Source organism: Herbaspirillum sp. C7C8 (assembly GCF_022627875.1).
GTDB lineage: Bacteria > Pseudomonadota > Gammaproteobacteria > Burkholderiales > Burkholderiaceae_D > Herbaspirillum.
In genome coordinates, this window is the sequence record NZ_JABXGG010000002.1 from 14,134 (window position 1) to 34,146 (window position 20,013).

A 20,013-nucleotide genomic window follows, 5' to 3' on the forward strand; every position below is an offset into this window, starting at 1 on the left:
TTTTCTCCTGCCCCGGTTCAGATCGAGAGCGCATGGGCACGATTGCCCAGGGCGCGCACGACGCTGTAGACGGTCAGCGCCGATGTCTTGGGATTGGCCGCCAGCGGCTTGCCGCGCATGGTCAGCTCAAAGCCGCCAAAGGCACCGCTGGCCTCCACGTGGTGGATGTTCTCGCTCACGCCGGGGTCGGCGTAGAGCCGTACCCGGGTCTGGTCCAGGCCCAGCCCGGCCAGCGACAGCGTGGCCGCGACATTGGCATTCTTGGGATACAGGCGCGCGGCCTCGCGGGCACTGCCCTCAAAGATCACGGTCGCTTCCTGCAAGGCATCCAGATCGAAAGCCGTCTCCGCCGGCGTGTCTTTCCATGCGCGCGGTGGCTTGCGTCCGGTGTAGACCACCGCGTCCAGACCGCCGACCTTGGCCGCCGCCAGGGCATCGATGGCACCGATCGCACCGGAGAGCAGTTGCACCTGGGTGCGGCCGGCACGGGCAGCGGCTTCCAGCTTGTCGACCAGGCCGGGCTCGGACAGGGCACCGATGGAAACCACCATGCAGGGGATACCGCGCTCCAGTGCCGGGATGATGTGTTCGCCGATGGCCTGGTGGCCCGCGCATTCGATGAGCAGGTCGGGACGTTCCTCCCCCAGGCGCGAGACCACCCGCGCCGAAGGGGCCAGCGTGGAGACGGCGCTGCGGGCGCGGTCCATGTGGGCCTCGGGCACCACCACCATGTCGAAGGCGACCTCGGGATCGCTTTTGAGGATTTCCATGACGCCCACTCCAATGGCGCCGCATCCGATCATCGATACGTGCAACATGCGCTTCTCCTTATGCCGTGGCCGCAGTGGCCGCAGCGGCAACCACGGCAGCAGCGGCGGCAGCGGCCTTTTCCTTCTCGTTGACCGGCGGTCCGGCAAAGGCAGTCTTGAAACTGCCGATGGCCAGCATGTCGATCTCCAGCAGGAAGGGGCCCGGTGCAGACGAGGCCTCCTTCAGTGCAGCCGCCACCTCGCCCAGGTTGCCCACGCGCTGGTGCCGCAGCTTGAGCGCCGAAGACAGCTGGGCATAATCGGGCGTGTGCAGATCGACGTAGTGGCGGCGACCACCGTATTGCGCATCCTGAATGTTCTTGATGACGCCGTAACCCTTGTCATTCATCAGCACGATCACCATGTCGGCCTGTTCCTGCACCGCCGTGGCCAGCTCACCCAGATTGAGGATGAAGCCGCCGTCACCGGCCAGGGTGAAGGTCTTCTTGCCCGAGCGCGTGACCGCCGCGCCGATGGCCGCACCGATGCCCATGGCCAGACCCTGACCAATGCCGCCACCCAGGGCGTGCACGCCGGCGCGCGGATCGAAGATGCGCAGATAGCGATTGCCCCAGGTACTGTTGGAGACGGTCACGTCACGCACCCAGTTGAATTGACGACCGGCGCTCTGCTGCAACTGCTCCACCAGGGCACTGTAGGGGCCGAGCCCATCGACCAGTCCATGCACGGCCATCTCGCGCGCCTTGCCCAGATCGCCCATGAAGGCCGGATCGACCTTCAGCGCCGCCAGACGGTCCGCCAGCCCGGCCAGCACCAGCGCCGAATCTCCGCAGACGAAGTAGTCGCTGGTATAGCAGCGGCCTTCGGCCGCCGGGTCAGCATCGACCCGGTACAGCGGGCGCGGCAGCTTGAGTTCATATTTGAGGGTTTCATTGCCGCGCAGGCGCGAACCGACCACGAGCATGGCATCGCAGCTCTGGTAGAACTGCTCCACCGGCTTGTGCAGGTTGAATGCACCCAGCGAGCGTGGGTCATCCTCGGGCACGATGCCGCGCCCTTGGGTACTGGTCACCACGCCAAAGCCCAGATCCAGCAGGCGCTGTACTTGTGCACCGGCATGGCGGGCACCGCCGCCCAGCCACAGCAGAGGACGCTTGGCCTTCATCAGACGCTCGGCCAGTTCATCCAGCGCGCGCGCCGACGGTACGCTCTGCGGGATGGCCAGCGGTTGCAGGTTGATCGGCATGGGGATCATGGCCGCCTGGATGTCGATGGGAATCTCCACCGAGACCGGGCCCATGGGCGGCGTCAGCGCCGTCTGCACGGCCAGTTTGATGGTACTGATGGCAGTCTCGACGCTGCGGATGCGGAAGGCCGCCTTGGAGATGGCCTTGAGCATGCTCAACTGGTCCGGTGCTTCATGGATGTAGGCCAGGCTCTGGTCCAGATAGGGTGTTTCGATCTGGCCGGTCAGGTGCAGCAGGGGCGTACCGGCGGTGAGTGCCTCGACCATGGCACCGGCGGCGTTGCCGGCGGCGGTGCCGGTAGAGGTCAGGCAAACGCCCAGGCCAGCGGTGGTACGGGCGTAGGCATCGGCCATGTTGGCGCCGCCGGCTTCGCCGCGCGCCGGAATGAATCGGATCTTGCCGCGCTCGCCGAAGGCATCGAGGATGGGCATGTTGTGGATCGAGATCACACCGAAGGCAGCCTTCACGCCGCACTGCTCGAGGAAAGCCGCAATGGCGCAGCCGACGGTGACTTGGGGTTGGGTATTAGGCATGGCGGGAAAGTCCTCCTGAAACATCGATATGGCTGCCTGTGGTGTACGAGGAAAGCGGCGTGGCGAGGAACATGATCGCCTGCGCGGCTTCCCGGGGAAGGCCGAGACGGCCGAGTTGGATCTGTTTTCTGGCGGCCAGCGCAGCGGTCCATTGGGCCCAGCTCTGATCCTGCTGCTCCGGGCCACGGGCAGCGTAGCGGCGGCGCCATTGGCCCGACTCCACCAGGCCGATGAGGATGCCGTTGACGCGTACGCGTGCGGCTTCGCCGCCGGCCAGTTCGGTGGCCAGCGAACGCACCAGGTTGTGTACTCCGGCGCGGGCCGCCGAGGTCGCCACCATGTGCGGCTCGGGTTGCGTGGCCAGCAGCGAGTTGACGCAGACGATGGCGGCATCGCCATCTCGCGCACTCATGGCCTGCAGCTGCGGCAAGAAAGCGCGGGTGGGGTAGATCACCGAAAAGAATTTCAGACGCAGCTCTTCGCTCCAGGCCTCATCGGCCGTGTCGGCAAAGGTCGAGACGCGTCCCTGTCCGGCGTTGTTGACCAGCATGGAGACCGGGCCCAGCGTGCTTTCCACCGAGGCTGCAAAGGCTTGCACCTGCTCCTGCGCCAGCACGTCACAGGGCGCGCTGTAGAGTCGGGCTTGGGGATAGCGTTCACGCAGCGCGGCCTCAGCCTGCTTCAGGCGCTCGCCATCGCGGCCGCAGAAGGCCACCGCCGCACCGGCTTCCAGCAAGAGTTCCACGGTGGCCAGGCCGATGCCGGAGGAACCACCGGTCACCACGGCCACCCTGCCCTGAAGAGAAGTCATGGGCATCTCAGCCTCGCCACATGTTGACGACCTTGGCACCACGCTCGGGCGCATGGTCCAGCAGGCGCGAGAGTTCGGCGGCGGTCTCGCGGACCCGGGCCACGATCACGTCCAGCTGGCTGGCGTCGATGTGTGGTGAGGGAATGGTCGCACCCAGCGCCGCCACCACATTGCCGGAATGATCGCGCACCGGGGCGGCGACGGTGGAAATGCTGGTTTCGAAGAAGCCTTCCTGCAAGACGAAGCCGCGCTCCTTGTCGGCCTGCACCATGTCGAACAGCTCGACCACGGTCTTGGGCGTGTTGCTGGAGAATACTTCCAGGTGTTCTTCCGGATACAGAGTGCGCAGTTGCGGCAGGGTCAGGTCTTCCAGCAGCACGCGGCCCAGCACGGTGGCATGCGCGGGCAGGCGGGTGCCGACGTTGACGTGGCTGGTGAAGGCGGTCTGGGTGACCGACTTGGCGACGTAGACGATGGAACGGCCATCGCGCACCACCAGGTTGCAGGAGTAGCCGATCTCGTCGCGCAGGCGCTCCAGCAGCGGGCGGCCGATCTCGGTCAGCTCCAGCGAGGCCAGATATTCAAAGCCCAGGCGCAGTACCGACATGCCCAGACGATAGTCACGTCCGCCATCGGCGCGCTCGACGAAGCCCATGCGTTCCAGCGTGGCCAAGAGACGGAACACGGTGGAGCGCGGAATGTCCAGGCGGCGCGCCAGCTCGGGAGCGGAGAGGGTCTTGTCCTGGCGGCTGAATTCGCACAGCAGGCGCAGGCCACGTTCCAGGCCGGGGACGGAGTACTTGTCTTGCGACTCTTCTTCTGGCATCACTGGTTTGTTCATGATGATTATCTGTTCTGGTTGGTTGAGGTGAACTGCGCGCGCACCAGCGCGGCAAAGGACGACGGCTGCTCGATATAGCAGGCATGGCCGGCGCCGTCCACCAATTGAAAGGGAAGTTCAAACTGCCGGGCCAGCCCTTCACTGGCCTGCGGGGTGGTGACGATATCTTCTGCACCGCAGGCCACCGACACCCCCCGTCGTGGCGCTGCCTGCAGATAAGTCGCGATATCATCACCGCACAACAAGTGCACCGCCTGGGTATAGCCCTGCGCATCGAGCCGCTGCATGTTCCAGCGTACCCAGGCGTGCTGTTCTTCACTGGCCTGTGCCGACAGCAGGCGCGTGCGCTGCAAGGCCAGACCAGCCACACCCAGCCGCTGCAAGGCATCCAGGCGCTCCCGGCGCACCTGCGCAGACCGTTCTTGCTGACCGGCCGCGCCATAGCCCTGGGCCGGGTCGGCCAGCAGGGTGCAGCGTGCGCGACCATCACCGTGGGCCAGGTAGGCGGCCGCCATCAAGGCCCCCAGCGAGTGACCGACCAGCACGCACTGCGTGATCTCCAGCGCCGCCAGCATCTGCTGCAGACGCCGGGCATAATCGTCCGCCTTGGGCACGTCCATCGGCAGTGGCGTGGAGCTGCCATAGCCGGGCGCATTCCAGGCGATCACGCGGGCATCGGCGGCCAGCGCCAACGCCGTATTGAGCCAGGAGGCCGCACCCGAGCTGATGCCATGCAGCAGGACCACGACCCGCTCGTTGTCGCTGCGCCCGCCGACGCGATAGCTGACCTGCCCGCCTGGCACGGCAACGTGCTGCTCGGGAAAATGACGGGCCAGCAGTGCCAGCCAGGCATGCAGGCTGTCATCCGATCCGGCGGGCAACGTGGCGTTCATGGTCGGTCTCTCGGTCTTCAGCGCTTGATCGAGGCCAGTGGATGCTCGGGCGGATAGGTCGGCGTGATGGGCTTCTTGGCGCCCAGCATCACGCACATCAGTGCATCCTCGTCACCGATGTTGATTTCCTCGCGATACACCCCTGGCGGCACCGACACCACGTCGCGGTCGGTGAGGATGGTTTCGAAACGTTCGCCATCCTTCTCAAGTACCAGCTTGAGTTTGCCGCGCAGTACAAAGAAGACTTCCTCGACATCGATGTGCAGATGCGAGGGACCTTCGTGGCCGGCCGGGATGATCATGGTCGAGAAGGTGAAGTGTTCGGACGGAATCACGTTGGCATCTTGCGCCACCCCGGTTCCGCCGGTACCGATGTAGCGCATCTGGGCGCGGCGATACTTGGGGTCGTAGTCGGCCTGGAACTTCAGCGCATTCCAGTCGTACGTGCGGGTCGACAGGCGCGCCACGCGCGACTCCATCCAGTCGGCAAAGCTGGCGCCGGCCGGGCGGTCCCAGCTGCGGCCCATGTTTTCCTGTTCGGACATATCGGTCATGCTTTTCTCCTTGAATTGATTCTGAATTGATCCGGGTCCAGCACCTGCCCTGCAGGCAGCTTCAGTGCATCACGAATCCGCCATTGACGGCCATTACCTGGCCGGTAAAGAAACGCGCCAGATCCGACAGGGCGAACACCACGGCACCGCACACATCCTCCGGCAACTGATCTCGTTGCAGGGCGCGGCCATCGAGGTAATGTTGATGACGCGCCTGCGGCACGTACTCGGTCGCCTCCACCAGGGTCAGGCCGGGTGCCACGGCATTGACCGTGATATTGTCGCCGCCCAGTTCGCGCGCCAGCGAGCGGGTCATGCCGATGACCGCACTCTTGCTGGCGACATAGGCCAGCAGATTGGGCGCGCCCCACAATGGCGTGTCCGAAGAAAGATTGACGATGGCGCCACGCCCCGAGGCGCGCAAGGCCGGCAGGCAGGCATTGGTCATGAGCCAGGTACCGCGCACGTTGACGTCCATGACGCGGTCCCACATCTCCAGCGCCAGTTGCTCGCTGCTCCTGCCACCGGAATTGGTGATGGCGGCGTTGTTGACCAGCCCGTCAAGTCCCCCCAGCCATGCGATGGCGGCCTGCGCAGAGGATTGCACCGATGCCGGATCCGCCAGGTCCAGCGTGAAACCCTCGACGGCCAGACCGCGTTGCTGCAACGTACAGACCGCAGCCGCCAGGGTGTCCTGCAGGATATCGGCCATGGCCACCCTGGCCCCGGCGGCGGCAAGGGCTTCGACGAACGCCAGGCCGAGGCCGCGTGCCGCGCCAGTGACCAGAATGCGTCGTCCTGCCAAAAGAGTCGCCGTGCTTGCTGCTGACATGTTCATGCTCCTGTGTCCTGTCGGGAAATCGCCATCAAGCTCAGACGGTGCTGGTATGGACCTTGGGCAGGTAGTGCAGTACCTTGCGTTCGGCCCAGACCACCGCGCCGTAGGTGACTACGCCGATCAGGGTCAGGGCGACGATGGAGACGAAGACGGCGGCGGTGTTGCCCTGCCCTTCGCCATCCACCAGCAGATAGCCCAGACCCTGGTTGCCACCGACCAGCTCGCCCACGGTCACGCCGATCACCGACAGCGTGGAGGCGATACGCAGCCCCGAGAACAGTGCCGGCAGTGCCGAGCGAAACTCCACCAGATGGAAAATCTGCCAGCGCCCGGCATTGAGCGTACGCACCAGGTTGACCATATCGGGGTCGACGGTACGGATGGCCGAGAGCACGTTGATCATGATGGGGAAGAACACGATCAATACCGCCACGATGATCTTGGGATAGATGGTGTAGCCCAGCCACATCACGAACAGCGGCGCAAAAGCGACCTTGGGCGCGATCTGCAGTGCCAGGATGTAGGGCGAGAGCATGGCTTCGGCACGCGGCGAGAGGCCCAGCGCCACACCGACGGCCAAGCCGAGCAAGGCCCCGAAGAGGAAACCGAACACCACCTCCATGGCAGTCACACCGAAGTGCTGCAGCAGTTGTGCGTTGTTCCACATCACCACGCCCTCACGCACGACCTGCATGAAATTGGGCAGGATGTATTCGGGCAGGCCGAGCATGCCGGGCCCCCATTGCCAGGCGGCGATGAAGAGCACCAGCAGCACCAGGCTGCCACATACGGTACGTGCCTTCTCACTGAGCAGCGGACGACGTGGCTGGGTCGCGGGTACAGCGGATGGCTCGGAACTGGACATGGTCAGGTCTTTGGCTGTCGTGGTGTTCATGATTACTTGGCCACTCCCACGAACTGGTTGGTGAAGAGTTCATTGAGCGGCGTGGCTTTGCTCACGATGCCTTCGCTGACGTAGAACTTCTGCACCGCATCCATGCGCGCCGGGTCGATCTGGCCCAGGGTCTTCTGGTTGGCATAGACGTATTTGTCGTACATCTCGAAGGTGGCCTGGATGCTGGCTTCCTTGCCCTTGTAGCTGGGCAGCGCGGCGACATAGTCATCGGCAGCGGCCTTGGGGTCTTTCATGATGTCCTGCATGCCGCGCAGGGTGGCGCGCACCAGCCGCTTCAACAGTTCGGGGTTCTTCTTGATGGTGTCATCCGAGGCCAGGATGGCCTGCGCCATGCTCTTGAAACCGCCGTTGTCCAGCAGTTCCAGCTTGGCGCCGGCATCGGTCGCATTGACCACCCAGTCGGGCACCCCGGCAAAGCCCTGCGACTTGCCCGAGGTGTAGAGCTGCCACACGCCGGCGGGACCGGCGGCCTGGATCTGCACATCGGTCTTGGACAGTCCGGCAGTCTTGAGGCTACCGAGGAAGGCGTAATAGGTGGTGTCGGTATAGGACATGACGGTCACTGTCTTGCCCTTCAGATCCTTTAGGGTCTTGATGCCATCGGCCGGATTGGCCGCCACCATGGTGACGGAACCTGCCCCCAGCACGGCAATGGCCTTCACCGGAATGCCGTTGGCACGTACCACGATGGGCGTATCCCCGATGGCACCGCCGATGACGGCATTGCCGGCACCGATCTGCTTGGCCACGTCAACGCCGCCCTTGGCGACGATGAAACTGACCTTGAGATTTTCGTCGGCGTAATAGCCCTTGTGCTGGGCCAGCACCCAAGGGGCGAAGGCTGGTGAATTGGGGGGCGCGGGCAGCAGGTAGGTCACTTCTTCCGGGGCCGCATGGGCCACTGCCGGAACGACGGTCACGCCGACGGCGGCAACCAGGGCAAGTGCACTGGCGGCGGATGCAAACAGGTTCTTCATGTTTCTGGCTCTCCCTTGAGGTCTCTCTGTTGACGGGTGAAAACGGGTGAAGATGCAGCGTGAAATCAGTGGAGCTCGGCGGTCTCTTTGCCCACCTTGAGCAGTTCCATCAGGCGTCCTTGCAACGGACCGATCTCGGGCAGCTTGCGACGCTCCAGCGGGTTGTCGCGGAACGGCAGGTTGACTTCGATTTCCTCGACGATGGTGCCGGGACGTTCGCTCATGACCAGCAGACGGTCCGACAGGGCGATGGCTTCCACCAGGTCGTGGGTGATGAAGAGCGCGGTCTTCCTCTTTTCGTAGAGCATCTTGGCCAGGTCCTGCTGCAGCACCATCTTGGTCTGCGCATCCAGGGCAGAGAAAGGCTCATCGAGCAACAGCACCTGCGGATCCACCGCCAGCGTCCGGGCCAGCGCGGCGCGCTGGCGCATGCCACCGGAGAGCTGGTACGGGTAATGCTCCTCGAAGCCCTTGAGGTGGCACTTGGCCAGCAGTTCATCGGCGATGCGACGGCGTTCGGCCTCGCGCATGCCATCGATCTCCAGGCCGAGGGTGACGTTGGCGCGGATATTGCGCCAGGGCATGAGCAAATCCTTCTGCAGCATGAAGGCCACCTTGCGGACCGGCTTGGTCACTTTCTCGCCACCGACGAAGACCTCGCCCTCGCTGGGCAGGTACAGGCCGGCCCCCATGTTGAGCAGCGTGCTCTTGCCACAGCCCGAGGGACCGATGATGGAGACCACCTCGCCACTTTTGATGGACAGATTGACATTGGTGACGGCCGCCCGTGCTTGTGCCGTCTGGCGATCGACAAAACGCTTGCCGACCTTGCGGAATTCGATTTCGATCATGTTGCCTCTGCTCTTTGCTCTGGCACGCGGTTGCGCCCCAGCTAGTCTTCCCGGCTGCCGCCTCTGATGGACGGGTGTCTCCTGCCGGGCGCGGAAACGTTCCATATATGAAACAACAATTTATATATGGGAGATATTCAACGCCAATATAGCAGATATCTCGGCGCGGAATAACTTATTTTGTTCCATATATAAACTGATGGTTTATATAAAAACCGTTTCAGAGCAAAAAGCAAATTACATACCAGGCTCGAAAGCCCCGTCTGACCGGGTTTATGTCAGGCAGGACAAACTTCGTCGCCCCAAAATCTCCCGTCGCCACCAAAGTACGGTGCAGCTTTGCACTGCCTTGGCGCCTGTCGCGGCTGCGCGACGCTGGGCATTACGCCGGGCTTCCCCGTGCTTGTCGTGGAAATGCCATGAGAAAGCAACTGAATCGACATCACGGAAAAATAATCACAACTTCATGGATCTTTTCTGGATGAGCCAACTCAATAGCGTTACAAGATCCGTGCATATCGTCATAAAGCAGGCAATTAGTTGCGCAAATTGCATGCAATTAAACGAACATGGCGTATAGACCGCGTAAAAATGTGTAATTGCATCATTTATATACGGGAATTTCATTCACCCTGTACATGGCGGCCACAGCCATGGCAGGTCTGAGGGGGTCTTGCAACCTGATCGGAAGCAAATTACATCTAGAGGGGCTTTTCCATGAACAAATTGAAAGTATCCACCCGCCTGGCCTTGGGCTTTGCCAGCGTTGTCGTCTTGCTGGTCGTCATTTCTCTCGTCGGCGTGTGGGGCATGTCCACGGTCAAGGGCAACCTGTCCGACATCATCGTCAACAACCAGCAGGGTTCGATGGTGGACCAGATGAACACCAGCGTGCGCGTCCGTGCTCTGGCCATCCGCAACATTGCGCTGTTCCAGGATCCGGCGCTGATCAAGCGCGAGATCGATCGCATCAAGGTGCAGGAAAAGTCCTATCAGGAGGCGCGCACCAAGCTCGCCAAGCTCTTTGAACAGCCGGGGACGACGCCAAAGGAACATGAACTCTTTGATCGGATCGCGCAGAACGCCGCCGAGACCGAGCCACTGCTGGCCCAGGCCGTGGCGCTGGCCCAGGACAACAAGACGGCGGAAGTGACCAGCCTGCTGGTCCAGAAGATCCGCCCGGTCCAGGCCAAATGGCTGGACAACCTTGATGAACTGGGCAGTTTCGAAGACAAGCTCAACGCCCAGGCGGCTGCCGACTCTGACGTCACTTACAGTGGCATCCTGACCACCACCTGGACGCTGGTGGCCGTTGCGGTACTGCTGGCCTTGGGCGCAGCCTTCCTGATCGTGCGCAGCGTGCTGCGCCAGCTCGGTGGCGAACCGGCACATGCCCAGGAACTGGCGGCCCAGATCGCCCAGGGCAACCTGGCCGTGACGATCCCGCTGGCCAAGGGTGACCACAGCAGCCTGATGGCCTCGCTGGAGAACATGCGCGCCCAGCTGACCAGCATCGTCGATGGCATCAAGCGTTCGGCCGAGTCGATTTCCACCGCCGCCGGCCAGATCGCGGTAGGCAACCTGGATCTGTCGCGCCGTACCGAAGAGCAGGCGGCGTCGCTGGAAGAAACTGCGTCGAGCATGGAAGAGATCACCTCCACCGTGGAGCAGAACACCCAGAACGCCGGCCAGGGCAACCAGCTGGCGCGCTCTGCCTCACTGCATGCGCAAAAGGGCGGCGAGGTGGTGGAACGTGTGGTCGATACCATGAAGGATATTTCCGACAGCGCCAACAAGATCACCGAGATCATTTCGACCGTGGAAGGTATCGCTTTCCAGACCAATATCCTGGCACTCAACGCCGCCGTGGAAGCCGCTCGTGCCGGCGAACAGGGCCGCGGCTTCGCAGTGGTGGCGACCGAGGTGCGTTCGCTGGCCCAGCGCAGTGCCTCGGCGGCCAAGGAAATCCGGGGCTTGATCGAGTCGTCGGTACAGCACGTGGGAGCAGGCCAGAAACTGGTCGACGAGGCCGGCCAGACCATGAGCCAGGTGGTGCAGTCGATCCAGCAGGTCAATGACCTGATGAGCGAGATCACGGCGGCGTCCAGCGAACAGAGCTCGGGCATCAGCCAGATCAACATCGCCATCTCGCAGATGGATGAAGTGACGCAGCAGAACGCGGCGCTGGTGGAAGAATCGGCCAGCGCGGCGCAATCCATGGCGCAACAGGCCGACAGCCTGCGACAGGCCGTGTCGGTATTTCGTATCGAGCCGCCAGCGCTGGCGCCGCTTGTTTCTCGTGAACCCGGCTTCGGCAGCACGACTGCCCTGCTGAGCCCGGCCTGAAGTCGCGCCGCCGGCCGCCTCCTCAATGCAGGGCGCGGCCGCGGTGCTCCAGCCACGACAGCCAGCGCACCAGCGGCAGCAACAGCGCCAGGTAAAGCAAGGCCGCCAGCACGATGGGCGAAGGATTGTAGACCAGCGACTGGGCATCGCGCGCCACGCGCAGCAGTTCGGGCAGCGCCACCACGCTGGCAATGGTGGTGAGCTTGATGACTTCGATGCCATTTCCCACCAGGTCCGGCAAGGCGTTGCGCACCGCCTGGGGAACCACCACATACGCCAGCGCCTGGGCGCGCGAGAGACCAGTGGAGCGCGCCGCTTCCATCTGTCCGCCGGGAACGCTCTCGATGCCGGCGCGCAGCACCTCGGCGAAGTAACTGGAATTGTTGAGCATGAAGCCCAGCGCCACCGCCAGCAGCTTGGGCAGTTCCAGCCCCAGGAACGGCGCGCCGAAATAGATCAGGATCAGCAGCACCAGCGGCGGGAAGGAACGGAAAAAGTCCACATACACCGCCACGGCAATGCGCACCGTGCGCGAACGGCTCTGGGTCGCCAGCAAGGCCAGCAGCAAACCCGAGATCACACCGATCGGAATGACCAGCAGCGACAGCCACACCGTGGTCCACAAGCCTCCCAGCAGGAAAGGCAGGACCTGGCGGTACACCTCCAGGTTGAAGAAATTCTGCAGCAAGGCATCCATGATGGCCCTCTCCTATCGTTTCCAGCGCCAGCGCGTTTCCAGCCAGCGCGCCAACAAGACCACCGGAATGAAGATCAGCAGGTAGGCTGCCGCCCCCAGCATCAGCGGGGTCGGATTGCCGGCATTGCTGCTGGCGGCCTGGGCCGTGTTGAGAATTTCGGACAAGGCCACCACCGAGCCCAGCGCTGTATTCTTGGTGATCGAGATGACGCGGTTGGTCAGCGGCGGCACGGCCATGCGCAAGGCCTGCGGCAGGATCACGGCGGCCATGGTCTGCCCCCAGGACAGCCCGGTCGAGCGGGCCGCCTCGCTCTGCCCGCGCGGCAAGGAAGCGATGCCGGCCCAGATGCTCTCTTCGGCATAGGCGGCCAATACAAGCGTCAGCGCCAGCCAGGTCGCGGTGAAGGACGACATGGCCAGGTCGATATACGGAAACGCAAAGAAGAGCACGATGATCAGGATCAGCGGCGGCAAGGCCCGCATCACGTCGGCAAAGGCCACCACCAGCCACACCAGGCCACGCTTGCCGGTAGCGCGCAGCACCGCCAGCAGCAGGCCCAGCAGCAGGCCGGAGACGATCACGGCCAGGCTCAGCAGCACGGTCACGCCCATGCCGCGCAGGATGTCGGGCCAGTAGCGGGCGGCGATCTCGGCGTTGAAGAAGGTGAAGAGGAATTGCTCCATGGTTCAGCCGTGCTGTGCAAAGCGCGCCACGAAGGCTTTGGTGCGGGCTTGCTGCGGATCGCCGAAGATCTGCTCGGGCGGTCCTTCCTCGACGATCACACCACCGTCCATGAAGACCACGCGATCGGCCGCCGCGCGGGCAAAGGCCATTTCGTGCGTGACCACCAGCATGGTCATGCCGGCTTCGCGCAGTTGACGCATCACCTGCAGCACGCTGCCGACCAGTTCGGGATCGAGGGCGCTGGTCGGTTCATCGAACAGCATCACCTTGGGTTCCAGTGCGATGCCGCGAGCGATGCCCACGCGCTGCTGCTGGCCGCCGGAAAGCTGGCCGGGGAAGGCTGATGCCTTCTCCAGCATCCCCACCTGCTCCAGGGCCCGCCGCGCGCGCCGCTCGGCCTCGGCATGGGAATGCTTCTGCACCTTCTTCAGGGCCAGCATCACGTTGCCCAGCACGCTCATGTGTGGATAGAGGTTGAACTGCTGGAACACCATGCCGACCTTCTGGCGGATCGCATTGAGGTCGGCGCGGGCGTGCATGATGTCCACGCCGTCCACCACGATCTGGCCGGCGCTGGGTTCTTCGAGCCGGTTGCAGCAACGCAGCATGGTGCTCTTGCCCGAACCGGACGGGCCGATCACGCAGATCAACTGGCCCGGCCGCACACGCAGGTCGATCCCGCGCAGGACCGTATTGCCCTCATAGGACTTGTGCAGGCCGACGATTTCAAGGATGGGTGCGGCGAGGTTCATGGCGGCATCAGTCTCGGTTCGTTCAGGCGATTCGGGCAATTCGGGCGCGGTGCTGCGGGCTCACTTGCACTTGAGCGTCACGGGCGTCGGGTCGTAGCCATCCAGGCCCGGCACGCCCTGCCCCACGCCGACCTTGACCACGGTGGCATCTGGCGCCGGGGTATAGCCGAACCACTTCTGCGCGATCTTGCCCAGCGTGCCGTCTTGCTTCATGCACTTGAGCGCCATGCCGGCGGCGTCGCGGCCGGCCTTGTCATCCAGGCGGAAGGCCAGTGCCCACACCAGGCCGGTCTTGACGGTGTAGGAGGTCTGCACGGCCGGATTCTGCTTGGCGGCCCAGGCGGCCACGGTGCTGCCGGCCAGGTTGGCGTCGGCACGGCCGGATTGCACGGCCTGCACCGCATCGGCGTTGTTGCCATAGACGTCGTACTTGAAGCCGTACTTGGGTGCGTTGTCGCGTGCCCACAGCTCATAGGCCGAGCCCTTGTTGACCGAGATGGTCTTGCCCTTCAGGTCTTCCAGCGCATGGATGGGGGCGGCGCCCTTCTTGATGACGAAGGTGTAGTCGGTATCCAGATAACCCTCGGTGAAGAGCATGGACTTGGCGCGCTCGGGGGTGGCCGTCACGGGCGCCAGCACGAAGTCATATTTCTTGGCATTGAGCCCCGGTACCAGGCCGGAAAACTCGGTGCCTTCGATCTCGATCTTGCGGCCCAGGCGGCGCGCCAGTTCTTCGCCCAGGTCGATGTTGAAGCCTTGCAGGCCACCGCCCAGCTTGACCATGGCATGCGGCGCAAAGGTGGCATCCACACCGGTACGCAGCGGACCACTCTGCGCCATCGCGCCGGCCGACAACAGCGCACTGGCCGAGAGCACGGCCAGCAGGGAACACTTCAGGGAAGACTTGGAAGGCAGGGCCAGGAACGGGAACATCGCAACACTCCTCGATTGGGTGGAAGGTGGACAGTGATTCAGGTAGACAGCTCGGACGGCGACAGCGGCTCGCCGGCCCCGGTGCGCTCGACGATGAGGCGGTAATGTTCCGGACGGCGATGCTTGGCGAAATTGAAGACGTGCTGCAGGAAGGTTTCACCTAGTTGCAGGTCGCAACTGGCGAAGATCACCTCATCCTCCTCACCCTGCGCCTGCGCCACGATCTCGCCGGAAGGCGCGACGATGGCCGAGCCGCCGATCATGTGGAAACCATCCTCGAATCCGCACTTGGCAGCGGCGGCCACCCACAATCCGTTCTGGTAGGCATTGGCCTGCAGCGACAGCAGGTGGTGGAACATGCGCAAATGGGGCGGTTCGTTCCAGTGGATGTTCCAGGACGGCGTGTTGTAGCCCAGCGTGACGATGCGTGCGCTCTGCAGGCTCATGACGCGATAGGTCTCGGGCCAGCGGCGGTCATTGCACAGGCACTGGCCGATGCGCGTGCCCAGCATGTCGGTGACACCGAAGCCATCGTTGCCGACTTCGAAGTACTTCTTTTCCAGATGCTGGAAAGGCGCATCGGGCTTGTGGTCGCTGTGTCCGGGCAGGTGGATCTTGCGATAGCGCGCCACGATCCTGGCCTGGTCATCCACCAGGATGGCGGTGTTGTAGTGATGGCCATCGGGTGTAAGTTCACCATAGCCCAGGTAGAAGCCGATCCCCAGCTGCGCGGCCAGATCGAACAGCGGCCGGGTCTGCGGGCCGGGCATCTCGGACTCAAAGAAACGGGCATCGATCTCGGCCTGGTCTTCCATCCAGTAGCGCGGGAAGAAGGTGGTCAGTGCCAGTTCGGGAAACACCACCATCTTCGCGCCACGGGCGGCGGCCTCGCGCATCATCTCCAGCAGGCGGCGCACCACCGTGGTCCGGTCTTCGGCCAGTTGCACCGGCCCCATCTGGGCCACGGCCAGGCCGAAACGATTGTCCTTGTTGCTCATTGCGATTCCCATGCCTTTCCCTTGAGGCCGAGCAGACCCGGCAGATGGCTGCGTGTCGGCCGCTGCGCAATGCTGGCCGGCTCCGGACACTGGCGCGCGATATAGCGGCCCGAGCCGCGCGCCACTTTCAGTTCACCCGCGCTGACCACCACGCGGCCACGGCTGATGACCACTTCCGGCCAGCCCTTGATCTGCCGTCCTTCGTAGGGCGTATAGCCCACGTTGTCGTGCAGGAGAGCGGCAGTGATGGTGGTCTCGCGTTCCGGGTTCCAGATCACCAGGTCGGCATCGAGCCCCTCGGCAATGTTTCCCTTGCAGTGCGACAGCCCATACATGTGGGCGTGATTGGTGGCGGTGAGGCGCACGAATTCGTGAATGTCGATGCGGCCCTTCTGCACGCCCTCGGAAAACAGCAGCGGCAGGCGCAGTTCGATCCCCGGCACGCCATTGGCCATTTCCTTGAAGGTGGTGTCCTCGCCGCGCGGCAGCTTGCCGCTTTCATCAAAACGATAAGGTGCATGGTCCGAGGAATACATGCCCAGCGTGCCATCCTTGAGCCCGGCCCAGACCGCCTCCTGGGCGTTGGCATCGCGCGGCGGCGGGCTGCAGCAATACTTGGCCCCCTCCACGCCGGGCAGGTCGATATCCTCCGCCGTCAGGAACAGGTATTGCGGGCAGCTCTCGGCGTAGATCTGCGCGCCCAGCAGCCGGGCGTTGCGGATGGTCTGCACGGTCTCGGCACCAGCCACGTGCACGATCAGGACTGGCACGCCGATCAGGCGCGACAGGGCGATAGCACGATGACTGGCTTCGGCCTCGGCCAGCGGATCGTGGGCCACCGAGTGGAACTTGGGAGCCGTATGCCCCTGGTCCAGCAGGCGCGAGGCGAGCCAGCGGATCATGTCGTGGTTCTCGGCATGGATCATCACCAGCGCCCCTTCGCGGCCGGCCAGCGCCATCACGTCCAGCAGTTGGTAATCGTCCAGCTTGAGCGCGTTGTAGGTCATGTAGACCTTCAGCGAAGTGATGCCATCGCGGATGGCCTGCGGCAAATCGTGCTGCAGGGCCTGCTCGTCGGGATCGGCCAGGATCAGGTGGAAACCATAGTCGATCACCGCCTTCTCGCGGGCGCGTTGCGCATAATCGGCGATCACGTCGGGGATGCGGTTGCCGCGATGCTGGGCCGCGAACGGGATGATGGTGGTGGTGCCGCCGAAGGCCGCCGAGACCGATCCCGAATAGAAATCATCGGCACACATCATGCCCATGCCGGAGAGCTGTTCGATGTGGCAATGGCTATCGATGCCACCGGGCAGGACCCAGCGGCCTGCGGCATCAATGTCGTCGCGGCCGGGCGGCAGGTCCGCCGCGATGCGCACGATCACGCCATCCTTGACGCCGATATCGGCCAGGAAGGTCTCGCGATCAGTACTGATGCGGCCATTGCGGATGGTCAGGTCGAAGTCCATGCGGTGGTCTCAGGGTCAGAAGGTTCCGGGATAGGCGCCGCCATCCATGAGCAGGTTTTGTCCGGTGACAAAACCGGCCTGGGCGCTGCACAGCCAGGCGCAGGCATCGCCGAATTCGGCCGGCTGGCCGAAGCGGCCGGCCGGGTTGGCGGCACGGCGCGCGGCCAATACTTCCTCAGCCGTCTTGCCGGTGCCACGGGCGCTGGCTGCCGCCGTGGTGAGAAGGCGCTCGGTCTCGAAGGGACCGGGCAAGAGATTGTTGATCGTCACATTGTGGGCCACGGTCTTTCTCGCCAGACCGGCAACGAATCCGGTCAGGCCGGAACGCGCGCCATTGGACAGGCCAAGGATGTCGATGGGTGCTTTCACCGCCCCGGAAGTGATGTTGACGATGCGGCCGAAGCCTCGCTTCATCATGCCGTCCACGGTGGCCTTGATCAGTTCGATGGGGGTGAGCATGTTGGCGTCGATGGCGGTGATCCAGTCTTCGCGCGACCACTCGCGGAAGTCGCCCGGCTTGGGGCCACCTGCATTGGTCACCAGGATGTCCGGCGCGGGACAGGCGGCCAGCGCCAAGGCACGGCCCTCGGGGGTGGTGATGTCACCGGCCACGGTGATGACGGTGGCGCCGGTGGCGTCCCGCACCTGCTGCGCCGCTGCCTCAAGCACCTCGGCACCCCGTGCGGTCATGGTCACGGCCACACCCTCGCGTGCCAGCGAGATGGCGCAGGCCAGTCCCAGGCCTTTGCTGGAAGCGCAGACCAGTGCGCGTCGTCCGGCGATTCCCAGATTCATCGGCGGCTCCTCAGCGGATCACCAGCGCGCCGCGCTGATCCAGGTCCAGGCCGACGCGGGCGATCACGGCTTCCAGTTCACGCTCGGTCTCAGGATCGATGCGCATGCCCGGCGAACGAATGGCATCGCTGCTGATGACGCCGCGCTTGCGATAGACATACTTGCGCAGTGACAGTCCGATCTTGGGCTGGAATTCATAGCGGATCAGCGGGCAGTACTTGTCGAAAGTGGCCGCCGCACCGGCCAGGTCACCGGCCGCGAACTGGTCATAGATGCGCACCAGGATCTCCGGGAAGGCAAACCCGGTCATGGTGCCGACCGCACCGCGCTGCAACTCTTCCAGGAAATACACCCCGCCCAGGCCACCGAAGATGCGCATCGATTCCCCGGCCAGGTCGCGGATGCGGCTGATCTTCTGGCCTACCGGCGGCTCTTCCATCTTGATGAAGTTGACGCCGCCTTCGCGTCCCAGGCGGGCGATCACCTCGGCCTTGATCTCGGTACCGAAGGAATCCGGGAAATCATGGATCACCACGGGGATGGAGAGCGCCGCCGCCAGCGATTTGTAGTAGTCGAACTGCACCGCATCGGAGGCCATGTCCAGCGGTGCCGCGAAGACGGCTGCCGCACCCGCCTCGGCTGCCTCGGTGGCTTGCTCGATGGCACCGGCCAGGCCCAGTGCGCGCACACCGACCCACACCGGCACCCGTCCGGCAGCACACTTGACGAACGTGGACGTCACCGCGCGGCGCTCGGCGTTGGAGAGCTTGTGGGCTTCGCCGAGGAAACCGAGGATGGCCAGGCCGGACACGCCAGCTGCGATCTGGAATTCGACCAGGCTGGCGATGCTGCCCAGGTCGAGTGCGCCATCGGCGTGGAAAGGCGTGGGGCAGATGGTATAGACACCGCGCGCAGTGGCCAGCGCGGAAGCAGGGGCGAGAGTTGAAGACATGCGCGACGTTCCATGAAAAAAGAGTGGGCACGGCGGCCAACCTGGCGGCGGACCGGAGAAGTTGCAAACGATTGTCGTGGAGTCATCTGCGCTTGTCGCTTGCCTTTTTGTATGCTTGCCTTAACGTCGTGTTAATCGCCGCTTGCAGCCGATATGTTCGTTTCTTCATCGGGCAAGCCATAACCCTGCGTGCGCACCAGTTGCTGCAGTTCGGCAATGAAGGCCTGGGTCAATTGCGACAGCGGCTCGGTGCGCACGTGCACCAGGTTGGCCCGCAGAATGGGGGCCCGCGCCACCGGCCGCACCACCATCTGGCTGGTCCCGGCCCAGCTGCGCACCGAGAATTCATCCACCAGCGCCACGCCCGCGCCCATCTGCACCAGCGAACAGGCGTTCTGCGGCGAACCCACTTCCATGATGGGCCGCAAGGCTTCTTCTTCGGACTGGTAGAAGCGCCCGACGATGCCGCCGAAGGGCGAATCGCGGTTGTACGAGATCAGCGGGAAGGGCCGCAGATCGGCCAGGCTCAGGGTGCCGCGCCGCGTCAGCTCATGGTTGTAGGGCAGCACGCAGACCAGGCGATTGCTGCACAGGGGCGTGACCTGCAGGCTGGGATGTTCCATCGGCAGGATGATGATCCCGAGGTCGGCCTGGCGCGCCAGCAGCCGATCTTTCAGGTAGCCATAGTTGAGGCAGTGGAAGGTCAGCTTGACGTCCGGATGGCGATTGCGGAACAGCGCGATGGCCTGCGGGATCAGCATCTGCCCGATGCTCGGGCTGGAGACGATGTTGAGGATGCCGCTGCGGTTTTCCGACAGGTCGGTGGCCAGCTCATTGACGCGCTGCACGGCCTGGTACACGTGCTCCACTTCATGGAACAGCTTCTTGGCCTCGGGCGTGGCATACAGCCGGCCCTTGATGCGTTCGAACAGGGCGAAGCCGACCCGCTGCTCGGTGTGGGACAGCAGGCGGCTGACGGCCGGCTGCGAGACGAACAGCAATTGCGAGGCGCCGCTGATGGAGCCGGTCGTCATGACCGCCCGGAACACCTCGATCTGGCGCAGGTTCAGTGCCATGGATCCTCATCGCGCATAACAGCATGTTAAGGGGAACCGACAAATGAGCAAGGAGCATGCCCGTCAGCCTGGGGTACAG

Annotated in this window: 20 protein-coding genes; 1 reads left to right on the plus strand and 19 read right to left on the minus strand. The window is 63.9% G+C overall.

The window, feature by feature from the left end; all coding sequences use genetic code 11:
- Positions 1–17: 17 nt before the first annotated feature.
- From HWE01_RS02390 to HWE01_RS02435, 10 genes are all read right to left on the minus strand, one after another.
- Complete coding sequence (locus HWE01_RS02390) at positions 18–818, minus strand: aspartate dehydrogenase (RefSeq protein WP_008327063.1); 801 nt, start codon at positions 816–818, stop codon at positions 18–20.
- A gap of 10 nt (positions 819–828) precedes the next feature.
- Complete coding sequence (locus HWE01_RS02395; RefSeq protein WP_034350049.1) at positions 829–2,550, minus strand: thiamine pyrophosphate-binding protein; 1,722 nt, start codon at positions 2,548–2,550, stop codon at positions 829–831.
- Positions 2,543–3,367, minus strand: coding sequence for an SDR family oxidoreductase (locus HWE01_RS02400; protein ID WP_034350046.1), 825 nt, complete (start codon positions 3,365–3,367; stop codon positions 2,543–2,545). The genes HWE01_RS02395 and HWE01_RS02400 overlap by 8 nt, the downstream gene beginning before the upstream one ends.
- A 1-nt stretch (position 3,368) precedes the next feature.
- Positions 3,369–4,202 (minus strand): IclR family transcriptional regulator, encoded by an 834-nt coding sequence (locus HWE01_RS02405; RefSeq protein WP_034350045.1) that lies wholly within the window; start codon positions 4,200–4,202, stop codon positions 3,369–3,371.
- A gap of 5 nt (positions 4,203–4,207) precedes the next feature.
- Entirely contained in the window at positions 4,208–5,095 is an 888-nt protein-coding gene (locus HWE01_RS02410; protein ID WP_008327055.1) for an alpha/beta fold hydrolase, read from the minus strand.
- Positions 5,096–5,112: 17 nt separating this feature from the next.
- Positions 5,113–5,649 (minus strand): cupin domain-containing protein, encoded by a 537-nt coding sequence (locus tag HWE01_RS02415; protein ID WP_008327053.1) that lies wholly within the window; start codon positions 5,647–5,649, stop codon positions 5,113–5,115.
- Between the two features lie 61 nt (positions 5,650–5,710).
- Positions 5,711–6,481 (minus strand): SDR family oxidoreductase, encoded by a 771-nt coding sequence (locus tag HWE01_RS02420; protein WP_175343073.1) that lies wholly within the window; start codon positions 6,479–6,481, stop codon positions 5,711–5,713.
- Between the two features lie 40 nt (positions 6,482–6,521).
- The gene (locus HWE01_RS02425; RefSeq protein ID WP_175343074.1) at positions 6,522–7,382 is read right to left on the minus strand and encodes an ABC transporter permease; all 861 of its coding nucleotides are present in this window, start codon (positions 7,380–7,382) and stop codon (positions 6,522–6,524) included.
- Positions 7,383–7,384: 2 nt separating this feature from the next.
- Positions 7,385–8,380, minus strand: a complete 996-nt coding sequence (locus tag HWE01_RS02430) for an ABC transporter substrate-binding protein (RefSeq protein ID WP_008327048.1) — start codon at positions 8,378–8,380, stop codon at positions 7,385–7,387.
- Between the two features lie 65 nt (positions 8,381–8,445).
- Entirely contained in the window at positions 8,446–9,231 is a 786-nt protein-coding gene (locus HWE01_RS02435) for an ABC transporter ATP-binding protein (RefSeq protein WP_241821006.1), read from the minus strand.
- A gap of 717 nt (positions 9,232–9,948) precedes the next feature.
- On the opposite strand from HWE01_RS02435, the gene HWE01_RS02440 reads away from it, so the two are divergent.
- Positions 9,949–11,577 carry a methyl-accepting chemotaxis protein gene (locus tag HWE01_RS02440; RefSeq protein WP_241821007.1) on the plus strand — a complete coding sequence of 543 codons (1,629 nt, stop codon included), beginning with the start codon at positions 9,949–9,951 and terminating at the stop codon, positions 11,575–11,577.
- 22 nt (positions 11,578–11,599) lie between these two features.
- On the opposite strand, the gene HWE01_RS02445 is transcribed toward HWE01_RS02440, so the two are convergent.
- The 9 genes from HWE01_RS02445 to HWE01_RS02485 form a co-directional block, all read right to left on the minus strand.
- Positions 11,600–12,274 carry an amino acid ABC transporter permease gene (locus HWE01_RS02445; protein ID WP_175343076.1) on the minus strand — a complete coding sequence of 225 codons (675 nt, stop codon included), beginning with the start codon at positions 12,272–12,274 and terminating at the stop codon, positions 11,600–11,602.
- Between the two features lie 12 nt (positions 12,275–12,286).
- Positions 12,287–12,958, minus strand: a complete 672-nt coding sequence (locus HWE01_RS02450) for an amino acid ABC transporter permease (protein WP_008327044.1) — start codon at positions 12,956–12,958, stop codon at positions 12,287–12,289.
- Between the two features lie 3 nt (positions 12,959–12,961).
- Positions 12,962–13,711, minus strand: coding sequence for an amino acid ABC transporter ATP-binding protein (locus HWE01_RS02455; protein ID WP_241821008.1), 750 nt, complete (start codon positions 13,709–13,711; stop codon positions 12,962–12,964).
- Between the two features lie 60 nt (positions 13,712–13,771).
- Positions 13,772–14,644 (minus strand): transporter substrate-binding domain-containing protein, encoded by an 873-nt coding sequence (locus tag HWE01_RS02460; protein WP_008327039.1) that lies wholly within the window; start codon positions 14,642–14,644, stop codon positions 13,772–13,774.
- 38 nt (positions 14,645–14,682) lie between these two features.
- A complete protein-coding gene (locus tag HWE01_RS02465) occupies positions 14,683–15,642 on the minus strand; it encodes an N-carbamoyl-D-amino-acid hydrolase (protein ID WP_034350039.1) in 960 nt (319 codons plus the stop codon).
- A complete protein-coding gene (gene hydA / locus HWE01_RS02470) occupies positions 15,639–17,111 on the minus strand; it encodes a dihydropyrimidinase (protein WP_241821009.1) in 1,473 nt (490 codons plus the stop codon). The genes HWE01_RS02465 and hydA overlap by 4 nt, the downstream gene beginning before the upstream one ends.
- 15 nt (positions 17,112–17,126) lie before the next feature.
- Positions 17,127–17,906, minus strand: coding sequence for an SDR family oxidoreductase (locus tag HWE01_RS02475; RefSeq protein ID WP_241821010.1), 780 nt, complete (start codon positions 17,904–17,906; stop codon positions 17,127–17,129).
- 10 nt (positions 17,907–17,916) lie between these two features.
- Entirely contained in the window at positions 17,917–18,858 is a 942-nt protein-coding gene (locus tag HWE01_RS02480) for a dihydrodipicolinate synthase family protein (protein ID WP_008327032.1), read from the minus strand.
- Between the two features lie 131 nt (positions 18,859–18,989).
- Positions 18,990–19,934 (minus strand): LysR substrate-binding domain-containing protein, encoded by a 945-nt coding sequence (locus tag HWE01_RS02485; protein WP_241821011.1) that lies wholly within the window; start codon positions 19,932–19,934, stop codon positions 18,990–18,992.
- Positions 19,935–20,013 lie beyond the last annotated feature (79 nt).

What these genes read in the sequence shown, in the direction of transcription:
- HWE01_RS02390 (WP_008327063.1), bottom strand. Translation starts at nt 818, where the DNA reads ATGTTGCACGTATCGATGATCGGATGCGGCGCCATTGGAGTGGGCGTC.
- HWE01_RS02395 (WP_034350049.1), bottom strand. Translation starts at nt 2,550, where the DNA reads ATGCCTAATACCCAACCCCAAGTCACCGTCGGCTGCGCCATTGCGGCT.
- HWE01_RS02400 (WP_034350046.1), bottom strand. Translation starts at nt 3,367, where the DNA reads ATGCCCATGACTTCTCTTCAGGGCAGGGTGGCCGTGGTGACCGGTGGT.
- HWE01_RS02405 (WP_034350045.1), bottom strand. Translation starts at nt 4,202, where the DNA reads ATGAACAAACCAGTGATGCCAGAAGAAGAGTCGCAAGACAAGTACTCC.
- HWE01_RS02410 (WP_008327055.1), bottom strand. Translation starts at nt 5,095, where the DNA reads ATGAACGCCACGTTGCCCGCCGGATCGGATGACAGCCTGCATGCCTGG.
- HWE01_RS02415 (WP_008327053.1), bottom strand. Translation starts at nt 5,649, where the DNA reads ATGACCGATATGTCCGAACAGGAAAACATGGGCCGCAGCTGGGACCGC.
- HWE01_RS02420 (WP_175343073.1), bottom strand. Translation starts at nt 6,481, where the DNA reads ATGTCAGCAGCAAGCACGGCGACTCTTTTGGCAGGACGACGCATTCTG.
- HWE01_RS02425 (WP_175343074.1), bottom strand. Translation starts at nt 7,382, where the DNA reads ATGAACACCACGACAGCCAAAGACCTGACCATGTCCAGTTCCGAGCCA.
- HWE01_RS02430 (WP_008327048.1), bottom strand. Translation starts at nt 8,380, where the DNA reads ATGAAGAACCTGTTTGCATCCGCCGCCAGTGCACTTGCCCTGGTTGCC.
- HWE01_RS02435 (WP_241821006.1), bottom strand. Translation starts at nt 9,231, where the DNA reads ATGATCGAAATCGAATTCCGCAAGGTCGGCAAGCGTTTTGTCGATCGC.
- HWE01_RS02440 (WP_241821007.1), top strand. Translation starts at nt 9,949, where the DNA reads ATGAACAAATTGAAAGTATCCACCCGCCTGGCCTTGGGCTTTGCCAGC.
- HWE01_RS02445 (WP_175343076.1), bottom strand. Translation starts at nt 12,274, where the DNA reads ATGGATGCCTTGCTGCAGAATTTCTTCAACCTGGAGGTGTACCGCCAG.
- HWE01_RS02450 (WP_008327044.1), bottom strand. Translation starts at nt 12,958, where the DNA reads ATGGAGCAATTCCTCTTCACCTTCTTCAACGCCGAGATCGCCGCCCGC.
- HWE01_RS02455 (WP_241821008.1), bottom strand. Translation starts at nt 13,711, where the DNA reads ATGAACCTCGCCGCACCCATCCTTGAAATCGTCGGCCTGCACAAGTCC.
- HWE01_RS02460 (WP_008327039.1), bottom strand. Translation starts at nt 14,644, where the DNA reads ATGTTCCCGTTCCTGGCCCTGCCTTCCAAGTCTTCCCTGAAGTGTTCC.
- HWE01_RS02465 (WP_034350039.1), bottom strand. Translation starts at nt 15,642, where the DNA reads ATGAGCAACAAGGACAATCGTTTCGGCCTGGCCGTGGCCCAGATGGGG.
- hydA (WP_241821009.1), bottom strand. Translation starts at nt 17,111, where the DNA reads ATGGACTTCGACCTGACCATCCGCAATGGCCGCATCAGTACTGATCGC.
- HWE01_RS02475 (WP_241821010.1), bottom strand. Translation starts at nt 17,906, where the DNA reads ATGAATCTGGGAATCGCCGGACGACGCGCACTGGTCTGCGCTTCCAGC.
- HWE01_RS02480 (WP_008327032.1), bottom strand. Translation starts at nt 18,858, where the DNA reads ATGTCTTCAACTCTCGCCCCTGCTTCCGCGCTGGCCACTGCGCGCGGT.
- HWE01_RS02485 (WP_241821011.1), bottom strand. Translation starts at nt 19,934, where the DNA reads ATGGCACTGAACCTGCGCCAGATCGAGGTGTTCCGGGCGGTCATGACG.